We start from the raw sequence: 21573 nt of genomic DNA on the forward strand, positions 1-21573 counted from the left end.
GCCGCCGGCCGTGCTCGGGCAGTGTTGAGCGCGCTGGCTACGGGGCCGGCGAGCCCGGGGCCGAAGGCGGTTTCTCGCCCCGGTAGCTGACGGAAGCCATGCCCGAGCTGCGTTGCCGGGCCTCGGCCGGGCCCCAGTAGTCCACCGAGCCGATGCCGGAAACACTGATGCTGGCCGCCTCGGTGGCCCAGAAGCTGGCATGGCCGACGCCGCTGATCGCGACCGAGGCCGTGCCGGCGCGCAGGCGCTCCGCCTGCAGCGCGCCCTTGCCCGAGATCGCGGCCTGCAGCGATGTGACCTGGCCCGCCAGGTGCCCCTCGCCGGCACCGGAGATCACGAAGCGCAGGCTGTCGGCCGCCAGCGCGTCGAAGCGGGCCTGGCCGGCGCCGGCGATGGTGACGTCCAGCTGACTCGTCTTCAGCGGCCCGGGCGCATGCAGGTCGCTGGCGCCGGAGAGCACCAGCTGGCGCACATCGCGCATCAGCACCTCGATCTGCAGCCGCGAGCCATCCCAGAACTTCCAGCTGCCGGTCGGCCGTATCACCAGCCGGTCGCCGCGCAAGTCCAGCTGCACGTTTTTCTGTGTCTGCGCATTGCCGACGATGAAGACCTGGTCGCGCTCGCCCTGGGCCAGACGCACCTGGGCCGAGCCGCTGACCTCCAGGCGCTCGAAGGCGCCCGGTGTGTAGAGCTGGCCGGTCTGGGCCGAGGCCGGCTGCGCACCGGCCGCCAGCAGCAGCGCGAGCAGGGCTCTCATATCGACTGCTCCCGCAGCTTCTTCGAGACCTCGCGGCTGGCGGTGAAGCGCGTGCCGTCGCGCATCTGCACCACCAGCTGCGAGCTCTCGTCGGGCGTCATCGCCTCCACGCAATCGAGGTTGACGATGCAGCTGCGCTGCAGCTTCAGAAAGCGCTGCGGGTCCAGGCGCTGCTCGAAGCTGCTGATCGGCAGGCGCACCAGGAACTGGCGACCGCGGCTGGCGATGGCGGTGTACTTGGCGTCGGAGCGCAGGTATTCGATCGCGTCGACATGCAGCGGGAAGATCTTGCCCTGGTCGCGCACCAGGATGCGGGTCAGCGGCGCCTCGGGGGCTTGTTCCAGCGCCTCCAGTGCCGGGTTGAGTGTCGGGTTTGACGCCACGTCATCGACCCGCTCCAGCCCTTGCAGCGCATGCTCGACCGCCTCGACAAAGCGATCGTGCGAGAAGGGCTTGAGCAGGTAGTCCACCGCATGCAGCTCGAAGGCGGTCAGCGCATGCTCGTCATAGGCGGTCGTGAAGATCACCGCCGGGCCGCTGGTGTTGGGCTGCTGCGCCAGCGCACGCAGCACCTGCAGGCCGGTCATGCCCGGCATCTGGATGTCCATCAGCACCAGGGCCGGCTGCAGCGCGCGGATCTGGGCCAGCGCACTGGCGCCATCGTGGCAGACCGCCACCAGCTCCAGCTGCGGCAGCTGCCCCACCCACTCGGCCAGGCTCTCGGCGGCCAGCGGCTCGTCCTCGGCGATCAGGGTGCGTATGCGGGGGCTGTGGTCGTGGTTCATGGTCATCGTCATGCTTGCGGTATCCAGAGGTCGACGCGGAAGCCCGCGCCGGGGGCGGTGTGGATCTTGAAGCGGGCACGGCCCTCGAAGTCCAGCGCGAAGCGCCGGCGCAGCGCCGACAGGCCGATGCCGCGCCGTGCGCCGCCGTCAGCCTCGGCGCCGGCTTCGAGCCGCGCCGGGTCGCAGCCGGGGCCATCGTCCTGTACGGTCAGGGCCAGGCCGGCGTTGAGCGCATCGCGGCGTGCGCTGATGCTGATGCAGCCGCCCCCGGTGCGCGGCGCGATGCCGTGCAGGATGCTGTTCTCGACCAGGGGCTGCAAGGTCAGGGCCGGCAGCTCGTCGTCCAGCGTGGCCGGGTCCAGCTGCCAGGCAATGTGCAGGCGCGGGCCCAGGCGCAGCGACTCCAGTGCCAGATAGTCGCGCACGAAATCGACCTCGTCCTGCAGGCTGACGCGGTCGCTGGCGCTGCGTTTGCTGTCCAGCACATAGCGCAGCATGCCGGCAAAGCGCAGCAGCGCGTCCTCGGCGGCCTTGGGGTCCTTGCGGGTCAGCGCGATCAGGGTGTTGAGCGTGTTGAACAGGAAATGCGGATTCAGCTTGCCGCTGATCGCGGCCAGCTCGGCGCGCGCCAGCGCCGACTCGGCCTGGGCCGCCGCCACCGCGCTGGCGCGGGCGCGGCGCGCGTTCAGCACGGCCGCGAAGCCGGCCACCAGCGCGATATAGACGAACACGCCCCAGATCGCCCGCCACAGCACCAGCTGCTGCAAGGTGGCCTCGGCATGGTCGGCGCCGAACAGCCACCAGGCGGTCAGGAACTCCAGCCCCTGCCACAGCGCGGCGAACAGCAGGGCCGCCAGCGCATGCAGGCTCAGGCTGGCCGGCGTGCCCAGGCCGCTGCGCTGCAGCCAGCCCACCCAGGGCAGCACGGCCACACCCAGCAGCATCGGTGGCCACAGGCTCAGCGTGGCCTGGTAGACCGCGCCCCAGAGCTGCCAGATGCCGCGCTGCAGCTCGGTGCCGGCCATCGCATAAAGCATCCAGCTCAGCAGGCACAGGCCGGCATAGGCAAGCCAGAGCTTGTGATTGCTGTCGGCGGGGCGTGGGCTCGATCGGGGCATGGCGTCATCTTAGGATGCCCCCGCCCGATGGCGGCGGCGGCGGGGATCAAGTGCCGGATCGCGGGCACGAGGCGCCAGTTGGGGGGCGGCGGGCGACAGCGGCATAATCCAGCCCTTACTCACGAACAAACGCCAGCGGAGCGCATCATGGCCTCGGTCAACAAAGTCATTCTCATCGGCAACCTCGGTCGCGACCCCGAGCTGCGCTACAACCCCAGCGGCGTGGCCTTCTGCACCATCAGCCTGGCGACCACCCGCAACTGGAAGAACCGCGAGTCCGGCGAGAAGCAGGAAGAGACCGAATGGCACCGTGTCGTGTTCAACGACAAGCTGGCCGAGATCGTCGGCCAGTACTGCAAGAAGGGCCGCCCGCTCTATGTCGAAGGCCGCCTGCGCACCCGCAAATGGCAGGACAAGGAAGGCCGCGATACCTACACCACCGAAATCATCGCCGACCAGATGCAGCTGCTGGGCGGCCGTGACGGCGGTGACGAGGGCGGCGGTGGTGGCAGCAGCTACGGCGGCGGCCGCAGCGCGGGCGGCCGTGGCGCCGACCGTGGCGATGATTTCGATGCCCCGGCGCCGGCCCCCCGTGCCGCCGCACCGCGCCCTCCGGCCCCACGCCCGGCACCGGCCCCGAAGTCCTCGACCGGCTTCGATGATATGGATGACGATATTCCGTTCTGAGATCGACCGACTCAGACCCTGAACAGAAGGCCCGTGGCGCTTTGCGCGACGGGCCTTCTTGCTTATGGGGGGGTTGTTGCGCAGGGCACCTCAGTGCTCGGCCGCCTCCTCCCGCAGCCACCGGCAGAAGGCCTCGACGGCCGGCTTGCTGCGGCCTTGCAGCCCGGTGACGATCCAGAAGGCGTAGGCGTTGGGCAGCTCCGGGCCGAAGGGCTTGATCAGGCGACCACGCTGCAGGTCTTGCGCGACCAGCGGCGCCAGGCCCAGTGCGACGCCGTGGCCGGCGACCGCTGCCTCCTGGGCCAGGTAGATGCTGGAAAAGACCGGGCCCCGGCTCGCATCCACGTCGGGGACGCCAGCGGCTTGCAGCCAGGCCGACCAATCGGGCACGCCGGGACGGCCGGCTGCGCTGTCGTCATGCAGCAGGGTGTGCTGCGCCAGGTCCGCGGGCCCGAGCAGCGGCCGGCAGGCCTGGCCCAGCAGTGCGGGCGCGCAGACCGGGAACACCGGAGCCTCCATCAGCCGCTCGGCCCGCACGCCGGCGTAGCCGCCGGGGCCGTAGCGGATCGCGACATCGACCCCGCTGCGGGCGAAATCGGCCGGCTCGTCGCCAGTCACGAGGCGGACCTTGAGATCGGGGTGCTCGCGGTGGAAGTGATGCAGCCGAGGCGCCAGCCATTTCGCGGCGAAGGATTCCATCGTGCTGACGCAGAGCTGCGCTGCCGAGGGGGCGGTGGCGCGGTCCAGCGCCAGTTCAAGCTGACCGAACAGCTCGCTCAGCGAGGCGGCCAGCGCCTGGCCTTCGGCGCTCAGTGTGATCGAGCGATGGCCGCGATGAAACAGCGGCAGGCCCAGATAGGCCTCCAGATGCTTGACCTGGTGGCTGACCGCCGCCGGCGTGACGAAGAGCTGCGCCGCTGCGGCCTGGAAACTGAGGCAGCGCGCGACCGCCTCGAAGGCGCGCAAGGCATTCAGCGGGACGGGATGGCGGGGCTTCACGCGGGCCTCGGGCTGGCAGGGGTCGCGCATCCTATCAATTGCCTTAGTTTTTCTCAGGCGAAGGGGAAAACATCTCGTTTGTCGCCGGTACCGGTGTTTGCCAGGATGACGCGATCACAACGATTGGAGATGGTCTTGATACAGCTGAGTTGCCATGGCCAGCGGCGCCGGGGTTTTCTTTCGTCCGCCGCCGCCCTGCTGCTGGCGGGCCGACCCATGTTGGCGGCCGGCGGTGCGGACGGCCTGCGCATTCAGCGCCTGGCCTGGGCGGGCATACGTCTGCAGCTGCCGCAGGCCAGCCTGTTCATCGACCCGCTGGTCAGCCCGGCCGTCTGGGGGGCCGCGCTGAAGGACGCGCTGATCCCGGTCAGCGACGCCATCGGCGACAGCCAGGTGCTGATCACCCACACCCACGCCGACCACTTCGACGCGCGCGCCGTGGCCGAGGCGCTGGGGCGGGGCGGCGTGCTGATCCATCCGGCCGGCACCAACCCGCTGCCGGTGCCGCCGGGCGCACGGGCCCGGCCGGCCCCGCTGTGGGAGCCGCAACTGCTCGGCGACTTCACCGCCACCCCCGTGCCCGCCTCGGACGGCTTCGGCGACCCGCAGGTCTCCTGGGTGGTGTCGGCCGGCGGGCGGCGCATCTTTCATGGCGGCGACACGCTCTGGCATGGCCATTGGTGGCGGATCGGCCGCCAGCTCGGGCCCTTCGATGCCGCCTTCCTGCCTATCAATGGCGCACGCTTCGGCTGGCGCCAGCCGGTCAGTGGCCAACCCGGCGTGCTGACGCCCGAGCAGGCGGTGGCCGCCGCGACCGTCCTGGGCGCGCGCTGCCTGATTCCCATCCACTACGGCGTCTCGGGCATGGCCGAGTACGTCGAGATCGAGGACCCGCTGGCCCGCCTGCGTGCGGCGGCTCGCGAAAAGCCCGTTGCCGTCCAGGTGCTGCAACCCGGTGACTGGGTCGACTGGCAGGCGTGAAGCGCCTGCGCCTCACAGCCCCGCCAGCGCATGCCGCAGCAGCAAGGCCGACAGCACCCACATCGTCAGGCCGATCAGGCTGTCCAGCACCTGCCAGGCCCGTGGCCGCGCGAACCAGGGTGCCAGCCAGCGGGCGCCGAAGCCCAGCAGCCCGAACCAGACGGCGCTGGCGAGCGCGGCGCCGGCGATGAAGAAGGCGCGCAGCTCGGCCGGCTGCTGGGCGCCTATGCTGCCCACCAGCAGCACGGTGTCCAGATAGACATGGGGGTTCAGCAGCGTGAAGGCCGCTGCCTGGGCCAGCGCCGCCGTGCGGCCCAGGCCTTCGCCGCCGGCCGCCGCCCGCAGCTGCCCCGACTGCCGGGCGCGGCGCAGCGCCAGCGCGCCGTAGACCGCCAGGAACAGCGCGCCGGCCAGGGCCAGCGCGCGCGCCAGGCCGGGGCGCTCGCCCAGCGCCTGGGCCATGCCCAGCACACCGGCCATGATCAGCAGCGCATCGGCGGCGGCGCAGAACAGCACCACCGGGCCGACATGCTCGCGGCGCAGGCCCTGGCGCAGCACGAAGGCGTTCTGGGCGCCGATGGCGACGATCAGGCCCAGGCTCAGCGCCAGGCCCTGCAGCAGTGCGGCCGGTGCTGCGGCCAGGTTTGAAATCATCATGGGCTCAGCTTGCCAGTCCTTGGCAATGAAGCCAAACTAACTAATCTAAATCGAGTTTAGGAAAACTAATCAGATGCTGGACTACGCCGCGCTCTATGCCCTGGCCGCCGTGATGCGGGAGGGAAGTTTTGAGCGCGCGGCGCGCGCGCTCCATGTGACTCCCTCGGCGATTTCCCAGCGCATCCGCCTGCTGGAGGAGCGGGTCGGCTGCGCGCTGGTGATACGCGAGCAGCCCTGCCGCGCAACCGAGACGGGGCGCCGGCTGTGCCAGCATGTGGATCAGGTGCGTCTGCTGGAGCAGGACCTGCATACCGCGCTGCCGGCCCTGTCGGCGGACGCGCCGGCGCGCGTCCCGCTGCCGATCGCCGTCAATGCCGACAGCCTCGCGACCTGGGCGGCCCCCGCGCTCGCCAGCTTCGCGGCGGACAGCCCGGTGCTGCTGGAAGTGCTGGTGGACGACCAGGACCACACCAGTGAGCGCCTGCGCAGCGGCGCGGTGCTCGCCGCCGTGACGGCCGCCGCGCGGCCCGCCGCCGGCTGCAACAGCCGGCCGCTGGGCGCGATGCGCTACCGCGCCGCTGCGAGCCCCGCCTTCATGCGTCGCTACTTCGCCGACGGCGTCGGCGCCGGCACGCTGGCCCGGGCGCCCAGCCTGGTCTTCAACACCAAGGACGAGCTGCAGGCCAGCTGGGCACGGCGCCTGTGCCACCGGCATGTGGAGCTACCACGGCATACCCTGCCGTCCTCCCATGCCTTTGTGAGCGCCGCAGCGGCGGGCATGGGCTGGGGCCTGCATCCGGAATCGATGATCGCCCGCCAGCTGAGCGAGGGCAGCCTGGTCGAGCTGGTGCCCGACACGCCGCTGGATGTGGCCCTCTACTGGCAGCACGCCCGCGCGGCCTCCGGGCTGCTGGACCGCCTGACCGGCGCCGTGCTGTCAGCGGCCCGCGAGGCCTTGCTGGCGCCCTGAAAGACGGGGCTTGGCTCAGGCGCCCAGCACGCGGCGGATATGGCCGGCGATGGCGTCGTCCTGGCAATTCGTGAAGAACAGCTCCTGGAACTTCTCGCCGGACACGGTGGCCTTCAGCAGGTCCTGGTCGACCGTCTTCAGCACGCTCAGCATGTCCTTGCACGAGGCGGCCTTCAGGTCCTTCAGGATGCCGCGGTTCTTGGCCATGATGGCGGCGCGCTCCTTCGGGTAGCCGACGCCGCGCTCGTGCTCGAACAGCTTGCGGTAGCAGTCCTGCAGATTCAGCTCGGCCGCCCAGCCGAAGCCCTTGGCGTAAGGCATGGACAGGCAGTTGCCGTCATTGATCTGGCCGAACAGAAAGGCATCGGTCGGGTCGATCACCAGGCCGCAGAACACGCCGGGCATGGCATTGCAGGCCAGCATCGAGCCCATGCCGGTGCCGCAGCCGGTGACGACGAAGTCGGCCGCCTTGGAGTTCAGCAGGATGCCGGCCAGCAGGCCGTTCATCACATAGGTCAGCGAGGCCTTGTCCTCGGGGGTGTACATGCCGTAGTGGTGCACGGCATGTCCGAGCGGCTCGGTGACGGTCTTCAGCGCATTGAAGACGGTGTCGGACTTGGCGGCCTGGCTGTTTTCGATGATGAGCGCGATTTTCATGAGAGGTGACTTTCTGAGTCGAACGAAGGGGAGCAGGCGAGCATCGCCTGGTGCATGGGCCGCTACGCCACAGGCCAGAGGGCCTGGGCGCGGGCCGTCATGCCAGGTGCAATCCCAGGGAAGGGCAAGACTGCATGGTCAGAAAGTTCCACCTGGCTAACCGCGCACCTCGGCCAAAGGCGAGGCGCTGGCGCTGGGGGCCATTGTGCCGTTCTTGTGACGCTCTTGCTGCGGCCGGTGCTCGGGCCATTTGTCATTTTTGGTCGTTACATTGCGGAGTCTCACCGCGAACACGGGGAGCGCAAGCCCTGATTGCGAGCCTCCGCTTGGCGTGGAATAGTCGCCGGCTCAGTTTTCAATTTGTCATGTCACGATCCCCTGTCTTCAATTTGTCACACAGCCCTGCAAGCCGGGCCGCTGGCTTCACGCTGCTGGAACTGCTGGTGGTGATGGTCATCATCGGCCTGCTGGCCGGCTATGTGGGCCCGAAGTTCTTTGGCCAGATCGGCAAGTCCGAGGTCAAGGCGGCGCGTGCGCAGATCGATGGCCTGTCCAAGGCGCTGGACCAGTACCGCATCGAGGTCGGCCGCTACCCGAGCACCGAGCAGGGCCTGGCCGCCCTGGTCAGCAAACCCGGCGAGGAGCCGCGCTGGGGCGGGCCTTATCTGAGCAAGGCCGTGCCCAAGGACCCCTGGCGCAATGATTACCAGTACCGCTCGCCGGGTGAGCATGGCGACTACGATCTGTTCTCGCTGGGCCGCGACGGTCGCCCCGGCGGCGAAGGCGAGGATGCCGATCTGACCAATTGGTGAGATCGCTCGCGCCCTCCATGCCGCAGTACCAGATCCGTATCTTCCATCCCCAGCTGGGGGTGCAGTCGCGGCGCATCGAGGCGCCGGACCGGCAGTCGCTGGCCGGCCTGGCCGGCGTCGCGCCCCAGCATCTGCTGGAGGTGGAGGAGCTGTCAGGGGGCGCCGAGCGCCCCAAGCGCGGCGGCCGCGGCAAGCGCTTTCCGCTGCAGCTCTTCAGCCAGGAGCTGGCCGTGCTGCTGGATGCCGGCATCGCGCTGCTGGAGGCGCTGACCACGCTGCGCGAGAAGGAGGCCAACCCGGCCGTGCGCTCGGCGCTGGACGGTGTGATCGAGGCGGTCCAGCAGGGCCGGCCCTTGTCGGCCGCGATGCAGGCCCAGCCCCAGGCCTTCGATGAGCTGGTCTGCGCCATCGTCGCGGCCAATGAGCGCACCGGCCAGCTCAGCGCCGCGCTGGCCCAGCACGCCCGCTACCTGGCCTGGGTCGAGAGCCTGCGTTCGCGCCTGATCGCGGCCTGTGTCTATCCGGCGATGCTGCTGCTGGTCGGCGGCGCGGTGATCCTGTTCCTGCTGCTCTTTGTGCTGCCGCGCTTTGCCGGCATCCTGGACGGTCTGGGCAATGAGCTGCCCTGGGCCTCGCGCGCGCTGATCAGCTTCGGCCAGACGGCCGGCAGCCAGCCGCTGCTGGTGCTGGGTGGCCTCGCGCTGATCCTGGGGTCGGGTCTTGCGCTGTGGCGCCATGCCGGCCTGAGGCAGCGCCTGCAGGCCTCGCTGTGGACCCTGCCGGGTCTCGGCCCGAGATTGCGCGTGCTGGCGCTGGCGCGGCTGTACCGCAGCATGGGCATGCTGCTGGGCTCGGGCGTGCCGGTGCTGGCGGCGCTGCGCATCGTCGAGGGCGTCGTGGCCCTGCCCTGGCGCGCGGCGGTGGCCGCAGCGGCCGAGCAGGTGGCCCAGGGCGGACGTTTTTCGGATGCGCTGGAGGACCAGGGCCTGGCGACGCCGGTGGCGCGCCGCATGGTGCGGGTCGGCGAGCGCAGCGGCGAGCTGCCGGCGATGCTGGAGCGCGCGGCGGCCTTTCATGACGAGGAGGCGGTGCGCCTGACCGAGCTGCTGACCCGCGCCATCAACCCGGCGCTGATGCTGGTGATGGGCGTGCTGATCGGCGGGATCATCGTGCTGATGTATCTGCCGATCTTTCAATTGGTGGAGCAAGTCCAGTGAGTGCCGTCGTTCATTCCCTTTCGGACTTCTTGCCCGCCGAGCATGGCCCCTGGCATCTGGACTTCGAGCGCTGGCCGCAGGCCCAGGCGCAGCGCTGGCGTGCGGTGCTGGCGGTCGGTGCGGGCGGCCGCGCGATGCTGCTGGCCGAGCGCGACCCCGATGCGCTGCTGCTGCAAAGCATAGAGACGAGGTTGCAGCAGCCGGTGCGCTGGCTGCGCTGCGAGGCGGCCGCGGTCGAGCATTGGCTGGGCGCGGGCGAAGCGGACTTCCGCGCACTCTCCGATGTCGAGGAGGCGGTGGCCACCGGCGAGGCCGGCGCCGGCACCGAGGAGCTGTCGGCGCTGCGCATGTCCGAGCAGGCCTCGCCCGTTGTGCGCCTGCTCAACGCCACCCTGTACGACGCGCTGCAGGACGGCGCCAGCGATGTGCATATCGAGTGCACGGTGCGCGGCGCGGTGATACGTTTCCGTGTCGACGGCGTGATGGCCATGGTGCGCACCGTCGAGGGCGCGGCGGTGGCCGAGCAGCTGGTGTCGCGGCTGAAGGTGATGTCCGAACTCGACATCGGCGAGCGCCGCCTGCCGCAGGACGGCCGCTTCAAGCTCAAGGTGCAGGGCCGCGAGGTCGACTTCCGCCTCTCCATCATGCCCAGCGTGTTCGGCGAGGATGCGGTCGTGCGGGTGCTGGACCGCGCCCGCATCGAGCAGGCCGGCGGCCAGCTGACACTGGACGCGCTGGGCTTCGATGCCGACGAACGCGCCGCGATCCGCGCCCAGGCGCGCCAGCCGCACGGCATGCTGCTGGTGACCGGCCCGACCGGCAGTGGCAAGACCACCACCTTGTATGCCACGCTGGCCGAGATCCACACCGGCACCGACAAGATCATCACGATCGAGGACCCGGTCGAGTACCAGCTGGCCGGTGTCGTGCAGATCCCGGTCAACGAGAAGAAGGGTCTGACTTTCTCGCGCGGCCTGCGCTCCATCCTGCGCCACGACCCCGACCGCGTGATGGTGGGCGAGATCCGCGATGCCGAGACCGCCCAGATCGCGGTGCAGGCGGCGCTGACCGGCCACCTGGTGTTCTCGACGGTCCATGCCAACAACGCCTTCGATGTGATCGGCCGCTTCATGCATATGGGGCTGGACCTCTACAACGTGGTCTCGGCACTCAACGCGGTGCTGGCCCAGCGTCTGGTGCGGCTGAATTGCAGCCATTGCGCCCGGCCCTACGAACCGGAGGCCGCGACCCTGGCCCGTCATGGCCTCAAGTTCGACGCCGGCCATCGCTTCATGCGCGGCGAGGGCTGCGGCCATTGCCGCGGCAGCGGCTATCGCGGCCGGCGTGCGGTGGCCGAGCTGCTGAAGCTCGACGACGGCCTGCGCGACCTGATCGCGGCGCGCGCGCCGATGTCGCAGATCAAGGAAGCCGCGCGTGCGCGCGGCATGAAGCCGCTGCGCGCGATGGCGCTCGAGGCGGTCTGCCGCGGCGTCACCACTTTCGAGGAACTCGAGCGTGTCACCCTCGATGAATAGCGCCCCGGGGATCAAGGCTCACGGGCTCAAGGGTCAGGTCTTGCGCTGGCGCCGGGGTCTGGGTGCCCGCGTCGCCAAGCCCGGCCTGTTGTGGCTGACGGCCGAAGGCCTGGACCCTGCCGCCCATGCGGGCCGGGCGCTGGAGCTGGTGGCCTCCGAGCATCTGCTCCAGCATCTGATCTGCGAGCCGGGTCTGCCGCTGGCCGACGAGGCCGCGCTGCAGGCCTATGCGCGCCAGCTTTTCGGCCATTACTTCGGCGCGGCCGCGCAGCGCTGGGCGCTGGCCGGTTGGCGGATGGAGGGCGCGGCGGGCGTCAGCGCCCTGCACGGGCTGGATCTCCAGGCCCTGCGCCAGGGCCTGGACGCGCACCAGGTCAGCCTGCGCGGCCTGCGCCCGGCCTGGGCGGCGGTGCTGCAGACCGTGTCGGCCGAGCAGCCCGACTGGCTGCGCGCGCCGCAGGCGGCGCTGGCCTGGGTCGAGGGCGGCCTGCTGAGCTGGCTGGCGCTGCGTGCCGGCGTGGTCCATGAGCTGCGCCACCAGCGCCTGGCCGCGCCCACCGTGCTGGCCCTGCATGAGGCGCTGGCCGAGATCAAGGGCGAGGCCAGCAACGCGGCGACGCAGGTGCTGCTGCAGGGCTACGGGCTCGATGCCGCCCAGATGCCGGCGCTGCCGGGTGTGCGCCAGCTCGCGCCGCTGGATGCGGCCGCGCCCAAGCCGGCCTGGTTCGAGCCGCCGGCACAGCCGCGTGCCGCGCTGCCGCGCCCCGACTTCGCCGCCGACGGCGCGCCGCGCTCGCGGCTGGGCTGGCCGCTGGCGCTGTGCGGCGCGCTGGTGCTGGCCACCGCCTTGTGGAGCGCCTGGGACAGCCGCGAGCAGCTGGGCGCCGCGCAGCAGCGGGTGGCCGCGCTGTCGGCCCAGCTGCAGCGCCAGCCGGCCCCGCCGCGACTCGATCCGGCCGCACAGCGCGGTGCCGCGCGGGCCCAGGCCACGCTGGACCAGGAGCGGCTGCGCGCTGCCACCGAGGTGCAGGCGCTGCTGCAAACGCCCTGGGGGCCGCTGCTGAGCCATGTGGAGCAGGCCGGCATGGGCGAGCCGCCGGAGCAGGGCATCAGCTGGCTGGGTCTGGACTACACGGCGCTGCGCCGCGAGCTGCGCCTGGACGGGCTGGCCGGCGATCGGGCCCTGGCCTTGCAGCTGGTCGAGCGCCTGAGCGCCGCGCCGGGCTGGACCGATGTGGTGCTGAGCCGCTTCCAGACCGCCGGCGAGGGCCTGGTGGGCCAGCGCTTCGATCTGGGCGCCAAGCTGCGGCCCGAGCTGCTGCGCGACGATCTGCCGCGCGTCTCGCGCTCCAAACCGGTGGCCCAGCCATGAAGATGATGACCATCGCCTCGATGCAGCAATCGCTGCGTGCGCTGCGCTGGCCCGGCCTGCTGGGGCTGGCCGCGCTGGCGCTGGCGGCGCTGCTGGAGCTGGGTCTGACCCAGCGCTGGCAGGCCCAGAGCGAGGAGCTGCAGGCCGCGGCCGAGCGCCTGCAGCGCCAGCTGCGCCTGCAGCGCGCCAGCGGTGCCGGCCCCGAAGCCACGCTGCAGAGCTGGCAGCTGGCCCTGCCCGATGCCGACCAGCGCCAGCAGCGCCTGGCCGATCTGCTGGAGCAGGGCCTGCGTGCCGGCCTGCTCAGCAGCCGCACCGAACACCGGCTCAGCATCGATGCGACGGCCGGGCTGGAGCGGCTGCGCGTCAGCATGCCGGTGCAGGGCGGCTATGCCCAGCTGCGCGGCTTTATCGAAGCGGCGCTGCGCCAGGACCCGGCGCTGAGCCTGGACAGCCTGAAGCTGCGCCGCGCCAGCCCGGCCGCCGCGCAGATCGATGCCGAGCTGGTGTGGTCGCTGCATGCGCGGCATCACGGTGTGGACGGGAGCAAACCATGAGTGGCCCCAGCCAATCGGTGACACCGCGCCAGGTGCTGCTGGCGGCCGCGCTGGCGGCGGCCCTGGCCGCGACCATGTGGGCGGCCCAGATCGAAGAGTCGGCCGACGAGCCGGTGGCACTGGCGCGCCCGAAAGCGCCGGCAGCAGCGCCCGCCAGCGCGGCGCCGGCGCCGGCGCCGTCCCGTGCACCTTGGGCCCAGGTCGAGCGCGCGCCCTGGCCCGAGGTCCCGCAGGCCCAGCTGGCCGCCTGGGGCCCGCCACCGCCGCCGCCCGCGCCGCCGCCGGCCCCGGCGCCGCCCCCGGAGGCTGCGCCCGCACCGGTGGCCCCGGCTTTTCCTTACCAGCTGATCGGTCGACTGGAGGAGGGCGGCGTCAGCCAGGCCCTGCTGTCGGCCGGCAACCGCAGCCTCAATGCCAAGGCCGGCGATGTGATCGACGGCCAGTGGCGGGTCGAGCGCGTCGGCCCCAACGGACTCGGTCTGCTCTGGCTGCCCGGCCAGCAGCCTCAAACCATCACCTTCCGCCCCTCATGATGTCCACCCTGCGATCCCACCGACTTGCCTGGCTGCTGATCATGGCCCTGGCCGGCTGTGCCAACCCGGTGCTGCGCGAGGCCGAGGAGCTGACCCGTACCAACCAGCTGCCCCAGGCCCATGCGGTGCTGGAGAAAGCCCTGAGTAAGACGCCCACCGACGCCGCGCTGCGCGCCGCCGAGATGCGCACCCGCGAGCAGCTCAATGCGCGGCTGCTGATGCAGATCGAGGGCCTGCGGGCTTCCGGCCGCTGGGACGAGGCCCGCGAGGCGGTGCAGCGCCTGCGCGAGCTCGACCCGCGCCATCCGCGCCTGACCTGGTTCGAGGCCGAGATCGCCCGTGGTCAGAGCCAGGAAGGCAAGCTGGCCGAGGCCCGCCGGCACTTGCGCGAGAACCGGCTGACGCGCGCCGAGGCGCTGGCCCATGAGATCGTGGCGGAGACGCCCAGCCATCCGGGCGCCCGCCTGCTGCTGGCGCAGATCGCCCAGGCACGGCCGCTGGAGACGCTGACCGGCGAGCTCGGCGCGGCCTTCCAGAAGCCGGTGACGCTGGAGTTCCGCGAGGCGCCGCTGCGCCAGGTCTTCGAGGCGCTGGCGCGCAGCAGCAATGTCAACTTCGTGTTCGACAAGGATGTGCGCGCCGATGCGAAGGTGACGGTGTTTCTGCGCAATGTCTCGATGGACGAGGCGATGCGCGTGATCCTGTCGACCCAGCAGCTGGACCGCAAGCTGCTCAACGACAGCTCGGTGCTGATCTTCCCCAACACCCAGGGCAAGCAGCGCGAGCACCAGGAGCTGATCACCCGCACGCTGTACCTGACCAATGCCGACGTCAAGCAGGTGCAGGCCATGGTGCGCACGATTGCCAAGGTGCGCGACATCCATATCGACGAGCGCCTGAACCTGATGGTGGTGCGCGACACGCCCGAGGTGATGCGCCTGGTCGAGAAGCTGATCGCCTCGGTGGACCTGCCCGAGCCCGAGGTGATGCTGGAGGTGGAGGTGCTGGAACTGGCGACCGACCGTGTCGACGCGCTGGGCCTGCAATGGCCCAGCGAGGTGCAGTACGGCCTGCCCGGCGTGACCGGCCAGGTGGCGCTGGGTCAACGCGACAACTTCCGCGCCAGCGTCGCCAACCCGGCCCTGGTCGCCACCGTTCGCGGCACCTCGGGCAATGTCAATCTGCTCGCCAACCCGAAGCTGCGGGTGCGCAACCGCGAGAAGGCCAAGGTCCATATCGGCGAGAAGCTGCCGGTGTTCACGACCACCTCGGCGGTCAATGTCGGCGTCTCGGCCTCGGTGACCTATCTGGACGTGGGCCTGAAGCTCGATGTCGAGCCGACGATACAGCTGGACAACGAGGTCATCATCAAGGTCGGCCTGGAGGTCAGCAATCTGATCCGCCAGGTGTCCGGCCCGGCCGGCTCGGTGGCCTACCAGATCGGCACCCGGCTGACCTCGACCTCGCTGCGCCTGAACGATGGCGAGACCCAGATCCTGGCCGGCCTGATCAATGACGAGGACCGCCGCACCGCCAACGGTGTGCCGGGCCTGTCGACGCTGCCGGTGCTGGGTCGCCTGTTCGGCGTGCAGACCGACACGCGCAACAAGACCGAGGTGGTGATGCTGATCACGCCGCGCATCGTGCGCAATCTGGCCCTGCCCGACTCCGGCCTGACCCGCCTGCCCGGCGGCACCGATGCGATGCCCGGCGCCTACAGCAGCCGCATGCGCAACGAGGCGCGCGCCGGTGTCGGCCTGTCGGGCGGCGCCCAGGCAAGAGCTGGCAGCGTCAGCACGGCACCAAGTGCCACGCCGGTGGCCCCGGCAGCGGCCGAGGCCGAGGTGGCGCTGAAACTGGACGTGACGCCGCAGGTGGCGGCCGGCGGCGTTGTCAGCGTGACGCTCAAGCATGACAGCGCCTTCTCGGTGAAGGGCGAGATCGAGTTCGACCCGAGCAAGCTGCAGCCAGCCCAGGCCAGCGCCGGCGCGGCCACCACCGGTCGCCTGCCCTTCGAGCTGACGCCGCGCGGCGAGCGGGTGCTGGTGCTGCGCGTGCTGCCGGCGGCAGCCGGCCAGGTCGTCAATGTCGGCGTCGGCGCGCTCAGCGCTGCCGGCCTGAATGGCGAAACACCACCGGTGCGCTTGGATGGCACGGGCATGGTCGCGGTCGAAGCTGCGCGCTGATACCGCCATGCGCGTTCGCGGCTTCACGCTCATCGAGATGCTGGTGGTGCTGGCCATGCTGGCCGTGCTGGCCGGTGCGGCGCGGCCGCTCTTGCAGGTCTCGGTGCAGCGCAGCCAGGAGTTCCAGCTGCGCGAGGCGCTGCGCCAGATCCGCGGCGGGCTCGATGCCTACAAGCGCGCGGCCGAGGCCGGGCAGATCCAGCAGAGCCCCGAGGACAGCGGCTACCCGCACGAGCTGATGGACCTGGTGCGCGGCGTGCCCGATGCGAAATCGCCCGAGGGCCGCAAGCTCTATTTCCTGCGCCGCCTGCCGCGCGACCCCTTTGCCGAGGCGACGCTGGAGCCGGCGCAGACCTGGGGCCTGCGCGCCGCCGACAGCCCGCCCGACGAACCGCGCCCGGGGCGCGATGTCTTCGATGTCTATTCGCAGTCCGAGCGCCGCGGGCTCGACGGCAGCCGCTACAGGGATTGGTGAGGCGATGAAGCGCAACCGTGGGTTTACGCTGATCGAGCTGATTGTCGTGATGGCCATCGTCGCCTTGCTGGCCTCGATCGCCGCGCCGCGCTATTTCCTGAGCCTGGAGAAGTCCAAGGAGACGGCGCTGCGCAGCTCGCTGACGGTGATGCGCGACGCGATCGATCAGTTCGCCGCCGACAAGGGGCGCTACCCTGACACGCTGGAGGAGCTGGCCAGCGCGCGCTATCTGCGCGAGATTCCCGAGGACCCGGTGGCCGGTGCGCGCGATGCCTGGGTCGAGCTGGGGCCGCCACCCGACGCACAGATCAAGGGCCAGCTCTACGATGTGCGCAGCGGCGCGGCCGGCCGCGCCAGCGATGGGCGGCTCTATGCGGACTGGTAGCCGGCGGCCGCAGGGCTTTACCTATCTGGGCATGCTGTTCTTCGTGGCGATCACGGCCGCCGCGATGGCGGCGCTGGGCCAGAGCTGGAGCACCGCGGCGCAGCGCGAGCGCGAGCGCGAGCTGGAATTCCGCGGCCAGGAGATCGCGCGCGCGATCGCCAGCTATCTGAAAGCGGGTGGGCCGGCGGCGCCCGGCCAGGATGCCGCAGCGGGCGCGGCGGCCGGCGCGGTCGGCAGCCATCCGCGCAGCTTCGAGGACCTGCTGGTCGACCGGCGTGGCGTCAAGCCGCGCCACCATCTGCGCCGCGCCTATGTCGATCCGATGACCGGCAAGCCGGACTGGGTGCTGGTGCCGGCGCCGACCGATCCTCAGGGTTTCCACGCGGTTCACAGTCGCGCCGAACAGACACTGCTGCGTCGCATCAACCCCGATGGCGAGCAAGCCTCGCGCGCCAGCGACTGGCTGTTCAGCGCCGCTGCGGCCGAGGGCGCGGCAAAACCTGACCCCGCCGCCTCGGCCGCCAGCGCACCGCTATAACCGATCCGTCCCGCCCGGGACTTGATGACGGCCCCGTGAAAACCCGCCTCCCCCTAGCCTACGGGGGTGGGCAAGTGGGGATTTCAAGTGAATTTGTCACGGCCAGAATCCATCGCTCAACACGGAGCGGGGTGGATTGCCGCACTCGGTGTTGAACGGCAAAGCGATCACGATCGACCGCGCGAGCCCTGGTACCGCCGGGGCCTCGCCGCATGCCACACCGCGGTGCGAAACAACACCATCATCATTGGTCACAGGAGTGAGGTTTTCGATGCAGAAGAAATTTGTCAGCAAGGCGCTGGTCTCGGCGGTGTTCGCCGCCTGCGCCGCCATGTCGTCCGCGCAGGCTGCGGTGATCGACTTCGACGGCCCGGAGATCGACAACCTGGTCTCGTCCATCTTTGCAGGTGACGAGTCCTTCAGCCACCATGGCTTCACGCTGACGGCGCTGGATCCTTTCGACCTGAAGGGTTCAGCTGGCGCGATCGGACTTCCCGACAGCTGCATGGTCGTGGACTGCCCGGTGGGCGCCGCCGGCAACTACTACCTCGGCCTCAATGATGGCGCGCTGGCCATCAGCCATGGCGCCGGCCTGGCCTTCAAGCTGAGCAGCTTTGATGCCTCCTTCGTCGCGCCCGTGGTGGCTGCCACCGGTGACGTCGAGTTCGCCCGCATCGTGCTGAGCGGTGTGTCCGGCGGCCAGACCTATCAGACCAGCTTTGCGCTGCCCGGCCAGGGCGAGGACAACCGCTATCACTTCTCGAGCTTCGCCTCGCTGGGTGCCTTCGCGACGCTGAACTTCACCGAGCTGCGCATCTCGACCTGCTTGATGGATGTCGGCGGTGATTGCGTCGCCGACGGCAGCCGCCAGGCCCAGTTCGCGCTGGACAACCTGAACGTCACGGCGGTGCCCGAGCCCGCCACCTGGGGCCTGATGGCTCTCGGCCTCGTGGGCATCGGCGCGATCCGCCGTCGCCAGGCCGCCCGCTGAACAAACCCTGGTCGCTATCCGCGTCACCAAGAAGGAACACCATCCCATGAAGATTCGCTCGAACCCGCGGCTGACCCGCCTGGCCGCTGCCGTGCTGCTGACCGGCCTGACCGCTGCCGCCGTCGCTCAAGAGGCACGCCGCCCCTATATCGTGCAACTGGCCGCCGCACCGGCCGCGTCCTATACCGGCGGCGTCACCGGTCTGGCCGCGACCAAGCCGGCTCAGGGCACGCGCCTGGATGCTTCGGCCGCCAACGTGCAGGCCTATATCAGCTATCTGGACCAGCAGCAGAACAAGGTCACGGCCACGCTGCCGGCCATGCAAAAGCTGTATGACTACAAGCTGGCTTTCAACGGCTTTGCCGCGATGCTGACCGACGCCGAGGCGCGCCAGTTGCTGAGCAATGCCGCCGTCTCCGCGGTCACGCTGGACGAGATGCGCCAGCTCGACACCAACTACACGCCCGGCTTCATCGGCCTGAGCCAGCCCGGCGGCCTGTGGTCGCAGCTCGGCGGCCCCTCCGGCACCGTGAGCCAGGCCGGTGCCGGCGAGAACATCATCGTTGGCGTGATCGACGGCGGCATCTGGCCGGAAAGTCCGTCCTTCTCCGACCGTGTCGATGCCAACGGCATCCCCACTCTCGACGCGGCCGGTACCCAGGTCTATGGCCCGCCGCCGGCGCATTGGCAGGGCGTTTGCGAGACCGGCGAAGGCTTTGGCCCCGCCAACTGCAATAACAAGCTGATCGGCGCGCGTGCCTTCCGTGCCTCGGTCAGCGATGCGAACGGCAACCCGACCTTCCCGGTGCATCCGGCCGAGTTCCTGTCGCCGCGCGACAACGGCGGCCACGGCACCCATGTGGCCAGCACTGCGGCCGGCAACGCCAATGTGCGGGGCTATCTGGACGGCGGCTTCGCGGCCGGCACCGGCATGGTCGACGGCATCTCGGGCATTGCCCCGCGCGCCCGCGTCGCCAGCTACAAGGTCTGCTGGACCCGTGTCGATCCCGCCACCGACCGGCCCGATCCGCGCTGGCCCGACTACCGCAACGGCTGCTCCGGCATCGACTCGATCGCCGCGATCAACCGCGCGATCGCCGACGGCGTGCATGTGCTGAACTACTCGATCAGCGGCTCGGCCACCAATATCGCCGACCCGGTCGACGTGGCCTTCAAGGGCGCGACCGATGCGGGCATCTTTGTCGCCGCCTCGGCCGGCAACAGCGGCCCGGCCAACCAGGTCAATCACCTGGGCCCGTGGATCACCACGGTGGGCAACTCCACCCATGACCGGCTGTTCGCCGGCACCGTCACGCTGGGCAATGGCGCCAGCTATGTCGGCGCCTCGAGCAACCCGGCCACGCCCAGCAGCGATCTGATCCTGGCCGAGAACGCCGGCATCGACGGCCTGTCGGTCAGCGACCAGGCGCGCCTGAAGGAATGCTTCGGCATGTCCGATGCCAGCGCCACCGTGGGCGGCGCCCCCTGGGTCAAGAAGAGCCTGCTGGACCCGGCCAAGGTGGCCGGCAAGCTGCTGGTCTGCAACCGCGGCAACAATGTGCTGGTCAACAAGAGCGCCAGCGGCAAGGACGCCGGCGCGGCCGGCGTGATCATCGCCAACGTGGCCGGTGGCAACAACACCATCATCAACCAGGGCCACCCGATCTCCACCGTCCATGTGACCCGGGTCGATGGCGATGCGATCAAGGCCTATATGGCGGCCAATGTCGGCGCGGCCACCGGCGGCCTGGGCAATCTGCAGGCCATCAAGGACCTCAGCGTGGCCGCCCCGGCGATGGCCGATGGCTCCTCGCGCGGCCCCAACCAGGGCAATCTGAATGTGCTGAAGCCCGATGTCGCGGCGCCCGGCACCTCCATCCTGGCCGCCTACACGCCGGCCTACTCGATCGCCGACCGTGACGGCATCGAGGCCGGCACGACCCAGGGCATCCCCGACTGGTCGCTGCTGTCGGGCACCTCGATGGCCAGCCCGCACATTGCCGGCATGGCCGCGCTGCTCAAGCACAAGCACCCGAGCTGGTCGCCGGCGGCCATCCGCTCGGCCCTGATGACCACCGGCGTCGATGTGGTCAACACGCTGACCGGCCTGCAGCAGGGCCGCCTGCCCTGGGGCCAGGGCGCAGGTTTTGCCCAGCCCACCAAGGCGGCCGATCCCGGCCTGGTCTATGACATCGCACCGGCGGACTACAACAAGTTCCTGTGCGGCGTCGGCGTCACGCCGCCGGGCGGCGTGGCTTGCGGCACCATCGGCAGCATCCAGCCCTACAACCTGAACCTGCCCTCGCTGACTGCGGCCAATGTGTTCGGCGGCGTCACGCTGACCCGCACGGTGACCAATGTCTCGGGCCAGGCCTCGACTTACAACGCCAGCATCGCGGTGCCGGGCTTCGACGCCGTGGTCACGCCCTCGACCCTGAGCCTGGCCGCCGGCGAGAGCAAGAGCTTCACGGTCAAGCTGACCCGCACGACCGCAGCGCAGAACGCCTGGAACTACGGCACGCTGACCTGGAGCGACGGCGTTCACAGCGTGCGCAGCCCGGTGACGGCGCGTGCCCAGCTGATCGTGGCCCCGGCCACGGTCTCGGCCAAGACCGTCAGCGGCAACCGCGTGATGACCATAGGCACGGGCTTCTCCGGCGCCTCGACCACGGTCAAGGGCGGCCTGAAGCCGGCCACCCGCAGCCCGCAGTCGGTGGCTGGCACCAACACGGGCAACGCGGCAGCGGTGGCGGCGGTCTGCGCGGCCGGCGGTGGCGACGGCGTCAAGGTGCATGATGTGGTCATCCCGGCCGGCACCATGGCGGCGCGCTTCTCGCTGTACAACCAGGACACCTCCGGCTTCCAAGCCGGCGGCCTGGACGATCTGGACATGGTGGTCGTCAATGCGGCCGGCACCCAGGTCGGCTACAGCGGCAATGGCGGCTCCAACGAGGTGGTCACCCTGACCGCACCGGCCGCCGGCAGCTACAAGGCCTGCGTGGTCAGCTATGAGCCCGCCAACGGGGCGGCCAGCGTCGACTACACGCTGTCGTCCTGGGTGGTCGGCAGCAGCGACACCGGTGGCAATTTCCGCGTGCTGATGCCCAGCAACGCGGTGCTCGGCGGCACGGCCTCGGCGACGATGAGCTGGTCCGGCCTGGCCACGGGTACGCGCCATCTGGGCGCCGTGTACTACGTGATCGGCGGCAGTGCGGTGGCCTCCACCCTGGTGTCGGTCGACACCGACGCGCCGGCTCCGGCCAGCGCCGAGCTGAGCCCGAACAAGGGCAATGGCGGCAACCAGCACTGACAGGCAGCCGGCTTACCCGCCCGCAGGGGCAGGTCTTGCCAAGGCCGCGAG

The 21573-nt window shown here is 70.4% G+C and carries 21 protein-coding genes; 15 read left to right on the forward strand and 6 right to left on the reverse strand.

The window, feature by feature from the left end; all coding sequences use genetic code 11:
- Window positions 1-37: 37 nt before the first annotated feature.
- Genes ABGI63_RS05270 through ABGI63_RS05280 form a run of 3 tightly spaced genes read right to left on the reverse strand, consistent with a single transcriptional unit; the run spans window position 38 to window position 2660 of the window.
- Window positions 38-757: a head GIN domain-containing protein gene (locus ABGI63_RS05270; protein ID WP_349741391.1), complete on the reverse strand. Its 720-nt coding sequence runs from the start codon at window positions 755-757 to the stop codon at window positions 38-40.
- Window positions 754-1554, reverse strand: a complete 801-nt coding sequence (locus ABGI63_RS05275) for a LytR/AlgR family response regulator transcription factor (RefSeq protein ID WP_349741392.1) — start codon at window positions 1552-1554, stop codon at window positions 754-756. Before ABGI63_RS05275 ends, ABGI63_RS05270 begins: the two co-directional genes overlap by 4 nt.
- Window positions 1551-2660, reverse strand: coding sequence for a sensor histidine kinase (locus ABGI63_RS05280; protein ID WP_349741393.1), 1110 nt, complete (start codon window positions 2658-2660; stop codon window positions 1551-1553). Before ABGI63_RS05280 ends, ABGI63_RS05275 begins: the two co-directional genes overlap by 4 nt.
- Before the next feature lie 147 nt (window positions 2661-2807).
- Between ABGI63_RS05280 and ssb the strand changes: the two genes are divergently transcribed.
- Window positions 2808-3347, forward strand: coding sequence for a single-stranded DNA-binding protein (ssb, locus tag ABGI63_RS05285; protein ID WP_349741394.1), 540 nt, complete (start codon window positions 2808-2810; stop codon window positions 3345-3347).
- Between the two features lie 90 nt (window positions 3348-3437).
- Here ssb and gcvA read toward each other — a convergent pair whose 3' ends face one another.
- Window positions 3438-4346 (reverse strand): transcriptional regulator GcvA, encoded by a 909-nt coding sequence (gcvA, locus tag ABGI63_RS05290; RefSeq protein WP_349741395.1) that lies wholly within the window; start codon window positions 4344-4346, stop codon window positions 3438-3440.
- 135 nt (window positions 4347-4481) lie between these two features.
- Between gcvA and ABGI63_RS05295 the strand changes: the two genes are divergently transcribed.
- Window positions 4482-5327, forward strand: coding sequence for an MBL fold metallo-hydrolase (locus tag ABGI63_RS05295; RefSeq protein WP_349741396.1), 846 nt, complete (start codon window positions 4482-4484; stop codon window positions 5325-5327).
- A gap of 12 nt (window positions 5328-5339) precedes the next feature.
- On the opposite strand, the gene ABGI63_RS05300 is transcribed toward ABGI63_RS05295, so the two are convergent.
- The gene (locus ABGI63_RS05300; RefSeq protein ID WP_262969156.1) at window positions 5340-5981 is read right to left on the reverse strand and encodes a LysE/ArgO family amino acid transporter; all 642 of its coding nucleotides are present in this window, start codon (window positions 5979-5981) and stop codon (window positions 5340-5342) included.
- A gap of 76 nt (window positions 5982-6057) precedes the next feature.
- Between ABGI63_RS05300 and ABGI63_RS05305 the strand changes: the two genes are divergently transcribed.
- Complete coding sequence (locus ABGI63_RS05305; RefSeq protein ID WP_349741397.1) at window positions 6058-6954, forward strand: LysR family transcriptional regulator ArgP; 897 nt, start codon at window positions 6058-6060, stop codon at window positions 6952-6954.
- 15 nt (window positions 6955-6969) lie between these two features.
- Here the strand turns inward: ABGI63_RS05305 and ABGI63_RS05310 are convergent, their stop codons facing one another.
- The gene (locus ABGI63_RS05310) at window positions 6970-7611 is read right to left on the reverse strand and encodes an RpiB/LacA/LacB family sugar-phosphate isomerase (RefSeq protein ID WP_272647693.1); all 642 of its coding nucleotides are present in this window, start codon (window positions 7609-7611) and stop codon (window positions 6970-6972) included.
- A gap of 365 nt (window positions 7612-7976) precedes the next feature.
- Here ABGI63_RS05310 and gspG point away from each other — a divergent pair, with 365 nt between their 5' ends.
- From gspG to ABGI63_RS05370, 12 genes are all read left to right on the forward strand, one after another.
- The gene (gspG, locus tag ABGI63_RS05315) at window positions 7977-8423 is read left to right on the forward strand and encodes a type II secretion system major pseudopilin GspG (RefSeq protein WP_349741398.1); all 447 of its coding nucleotides are present in this window, start codon (window positions 7977-7979) and stop codon (window positions 8421-8423) included.
- Window positions 8420-9640 carry a type II secretion system F family protein gene (locus tag ABGI63_RS05320; RefSeq protein ID WP_262968845.1) on the forward strand — a complete coding sequence of 407 codons (1221 nt, stop codon included), beginning with the start codon at window positions 8420-8422 and terminating at the stop codon, window positions 9638-9640. Before gspG ends, ABGI63_RS05320 begins: the two co-directional genes overlap by 4 nt.
- Window positions 9637-11175 (forward strand): GspE/PulE family protein, encoded by a 1539-nt coding sequence (locus tag ABGI63_RS05325; RefSeq protein ID WP_349741399.1) that lies wholly within the window; start codon window positions 9637-9639, stop codon window positions 11173-11175. Before ABGI63_RS05320 ends, ABGI63_RS05325 begins: the two co-directional genes overlap by 4 nt.
- On the forward strand, window positions 11168-12547 hold the full coding sequence (locus ABGI63_RS05330; RefSeq protein WP_349741400.1) for a hypothetical protein: 1380 nt from the start codon (window positions 11168-11170) through the stop codon (window positions 12545-12547). Before ABGI63_RS05325 ends, ABGI63_RS05330 begins: the two co-directional genes overlap by 8 nt.
- Window positions 12544-13104, forward strand: coding sequence for a GspMb/PilO family protein (locus ABGI63_RS05335; RefSeq protein WP_349741401.1), 561 nt, complete (start codon window positions 12544-12546; stop codon window positions 13102-13104). The genes ABGI63_RS05330 and ABGI63_RS05335 overlap by 4 nt, the downstream gene beginning before the upstream one ends.
- On the forward strand, window positions 13101-13637 hold the full coding sequence (locus ABGI63_RS05340) for a hypothetical protein (protein WP_349741402.1): 537 nt from the start codon (window positions 13101-13103) through the stop codon (window positions 13635-13637). The genes ABGI63_RS05335 and ABGI63_RS05340 overlap by 4 nt, the downstream gene beginning before the upstream one ends.
- On the forward strand, window positions 13634-15823 hold the full coding sequence (locus ABGI63_RS05345) for a secretin GspD/PilQ domain-containing protein (RefSeq protein WP_349741403.1): 2190 nt from the start codon (window positions 13634-13636) through the stop codon (window positions 15821-15823). The genes ABGI63_RS05340 and ABGI63_RS05345 overlap by 4 nt, the downstream gene beginning before the upstream one ends.
- Before the next feature lie 7 nt (window positions 15824-15830).
- A complete protein-coding gene (locus ABGI63_RS05350; RefSeq protein WP_349741404.1) occupies window positions 15831-16298 on the forward strand; it encodes a prepilin-type N-terminal cleavage/methylation domain-containing protein in 468 nt (155 codons plus the stop codon).
- A 4-nt stretch (window positions 16299-16302) separates the two neighbouring features.
- The gene (locus ABGI63_RS05355) at window positions 16303-16683 is read left to right on the forward strand and encodes a type II secretion system protein (protein WP_349741405.1); all 381 of its coding nucleotides are present in this window, start codon (window positions 16303-16305) and stop codon (window positions 16681-16683) included.
- Complete coding sequence (locus ABGI63_RS05360; protein WP_349741406.1) at window positions 16670-17221, forward strand: hypothetical protein; 552 nt, start codon at window positions 16670-16672, stop codon at window positions 17219-17221. The genes ABGI63_RS05355 and ABGI63_RS05360 overlap by 14 nt, the downstream gene beginning before the upstream one ends.
- Before the next feature lie 271 nt (window positions 17222-17492).
- On the forward strand, window positions 17493-18212 hold the full coding sequence (locus tag ABGI63_RS05365) for an NF038120 family PEP-CTERM protein (RefSeq protein ID WP_349741407.1): 720 nt from the start codon (window positions 17493-17495) through the stop codon (window positions 18210-18212).
- Window positions 18213-18258: 46 nt separating this feature from the next.
- Window positions 18259-21522, forward strand: a complete 3264-nt coding sequence (locus ABGI63_RS05370) for a S8 family peptidase (protein ID WP_349741408.1) — start codon at window positions 18259-18261, stop codon at window positions 21520-21522.
- Window positions 21523-21573 lie beyond the last annotated feature (51 nt).

The organism is Roseateles cavernae (assembly GCF_040187885.1).
Lineage (GTDB): Bacteria > Pseudomonadota > Gammaproteobacteria > Burkholderiales > Burkholderiaceae_C > Roseateles_E > Roseateles_E cavernae.